Source organism: Nocardiopsis protaetiae (assembly GCF_045446735.1).
Taxonomy (GTDB): Bacteria; Actinomycetota; Actinomycetes; order Streptosporangiales; family Streptosporangiaceae; genus Nocardiopsis; species Nocardiopsis protaetiae.
Window position 1 is genome coordinate 1 of the sequence record NZ_JBJJBV010000470.1, and the last position, 2,661, is coordinate 2,661.

A 2,661-nucleotide genomic window follows, 5' to 3' on the forward strand; every position below is an offset into this window, starting at 1 on the left:
CGGCCGACAAGGTCAAGCGCCTGCACGGCAAGGTCGTCCGGCAACGGTTGGATCACGCGCACAAGACCGCGCTGGGACTGGTGCGTGAGAACGATCTGATTGCGCACGAGGCGCTGACCGTCGCGAACATGCTCAAGGCCCCCAAGCCCAAGCCGGATCCCGAACAGTCGGGCGCCTTCCTGCCCAACGGCGCCCGTGCCAAGGCTGGGCTGAACCGATCGATTGCTGATGCGGGTTGGGGGGTGTTCCTGGGCATCCTCGCGCACAAGGCTGAAAGCGCCGGTCGTGTGGTGGTCCCGGTGAACCCCCGCAACACCTCCCGCACATGCCCCGAGTGCGGGCACGTCGCTGTGGAGAACCGTCCAACGCAAGACAAGTTCCGGTGCGTCGAGTGCTCGTTTGCCGAGCACGCCGACGTGGTCGGGGCGACGAACGTCCTCAGGGCCGGGCTGGCCCTCTACGACACCGACTAGGTGTCGTGGGAAGCCCGCCGCTTCAGCGGTGGGTGGAGTCACAGTGCTCTGGTTGCTCTTCCCGAAGGCGATGTTGTCAATGACAACTTATGAGGACCGCCTACGGACTGTCAACGGCGCTTTCGCTGGAATGCCAGGGATGTCCGATTTTGATCTACTTCGTACAGGTGGCGATTTCGGACATCCCACGCACTCCGGGCAACAGGGGAAGGCCTCGTCAGGGGACCTCGGTCTCCGTTCCGCCACCGGTGTCGGTGCCCCCGCCCTCGGTGCCGCCGCCGGTACCACCGCCGGTGCCCTCGCCGCCCTCACCGGTCTCGCCGCCGCCCGTGCCGGTCTCGGGCTCCCAGCAGGCGTCCGGGTGGGTCTCGCAGTCGGGCGGGTCGACGGTGACGCAGTCGGGGTGGTGCGGGTCGGCGTGGCAGTCGACCTCCGTGCCGCCCCAGGTGTCGGTGCCGCCGGTCCCCTCGGCGGGCGGCGTCCAGGTGTCGGTCTCCCCGCCGGTGCCCTCCTCCTCGGCCGGTGCCTCCTCCACCTCGGCGGGGGTGTCCACGGCCTCCTCGGTGGGGGTGTTGCCCACCGGCTCCACGGGCGGGGGGCTGTTGAGGCCGTAGGCCCAGAACAGCACGCCGCCCAGGGCGGCCAGTACCACCAGCGCCCCGGCCGTCACCCACCCGGCGGAGGAGCGGCGGCGGCGCCGGGGCCGTCCGTCGACCGCGGGCGCCGGGGGAGCGCCCCCGGGCGGTCCGGCCGGCGGACCCGCGGGAGGTGCGGCGGCGGTGCGGGGCGCGATCCGCGGGGACACGCGGGTGCGCGGGATCGCCTCGCCGGGGGCGGTCGGCCCGGTGCGCCAGGGGCCCTCGGCGGTGCCGGGGCCGCCGGTGGCCTCGGCGGCCGCCCGTCCCCCGGTACCGGTGGTGCCCGCGGCGGGGTCCGCGGCGGCGTTCACCGTGGGGTTCACGACGGGGTCCACCGCGGACAGCGCGCCGGTGTCGGGCCCGCTGTGCGGCAGCGGCACGGCCGCCGCCCCGCGCGCCGCCCCGCGCCGGGGTGCGGGCACCTCCGGGACGGCGTGGATGCGGGCGGTGTCGGTGCCCACCGCGGTGGAGGTCTGCTCCAGCAGCAGGGTGGCGGGGGCGGCCTCGGGCAGGGCGCCGCCGCCGATGAGCGCGGCCAGCACCTCCATGGCGGTGGGCCGGCGGTCGGGGTCCTTGTCCAGGCAGCGCTCCAGGACCGGGTGCAGCCGCTCGGGGACGTCGGTGAGGTCCGGCGGGGAGGTGAGCACCTGGTCGACGATGGCCAGGGTGGTGCCGCCGTGGAAGGCGCGGTGGCCGGTGGCGGCGTAGACCATGACGGCGGCCCAGGAGAACAGGTCGCTGGCCGGGCCCAGGGCGCGGCCGCGGATCTGCTCGGGGGACATGTAGGCGGGGGTGCCGGCGACGGTGGTGGTCTGCCGGGTGGCGTCGACCAGGCGGGCGATGCCGAAGTCGATGACGCGGGGGCCGTCGGGGCCCAGGATGACGTTGCCGGGCTTGAGGTCGCGGTGGACGACGCCGGCCTCGTGGACGGCGGCCAGGGCGGTGACGGTGGCGATGGCCAGCCGGTCCAGGTCGGGGCCGGTGCGGGGGCCGTCGTTCTCGATCGCGGAGCGCAGGGTGGGGCCGGGGACGTACTCGCTGGCGATGTAGGGCGGTTCGACGTCCATGTCGGCGTCCAGGACCGCGGCGGTGCAGAAGGGCGCGACGCGGCGGGCCGCGGTGAGCTCCTGGACGAAGCGGTCGCGCTGGCGGGAGTCGCCCTCCCAGGTGCCGCCCAGGACCTTGACCGCCGCCTGGGTGCCGTCTGCGGCGCGCGCGAGGTAGACGGTGCCCTGTCCGCCGCTGTCGATGCGGGAGGTGACGGTGTAGGGGCCGATCGTGGCCGGGTCGGTGGGGAGGAGCGGTGTCGTCATGTTTCGCGCCCTGTCGGTGGGGAGCCGCCCGCTGCGGCCTCCATCTTTCATTGTGACGCGCGGGCCGTCGGTTTGGATCTGTTGGAAGGTATTGACTTGCTCCCGCCCTCGTGAAACGCGGGGGACCGGTCCGCGTGGCGTGCGGACCGGTCCCCTGGATTCCTGGCGGGTCAGAGCCCGAGGGCGTGCATGGAGAAGTCGAAGACGAAGACGCCGGTGAGGATCCACATGAGCCAG

The 2,661-nt window shown here is 73.7% G+C and carries 2 protein-coding genes; one reads left to right on the forward strand and one right to left on the reverse strand.

Annotated features, from left to right (window positions below):
- Nucleotides 1-473, forward strand: a 473-nt coding sequence (locus ACJOT3_RS33945) for an RNA-guided endonuclease InsQ/TnpB family protein (RefSeq protein ID WP_406977227.1), incomplete at its 5' end; no start/stop codon positions are given.
- Nucleotides 474-690: 217 nt separating this feature from the next.
- Here the strand turns inward: ACJOT3_RS33945 and ACJOT3_RS33950 are convergent.
- Entirely contained in the window at nt 691-2,424 is a 1,734-nt protein-coding gene (locus ACJOT3_RS33950) for a serine/threonine-protein kinase (RefSeq protein WP_406977228.1), read from the reverse strand.
- Between the last annotated feature and the right edge of the window lie 237 nt (nt 2,425-2,661).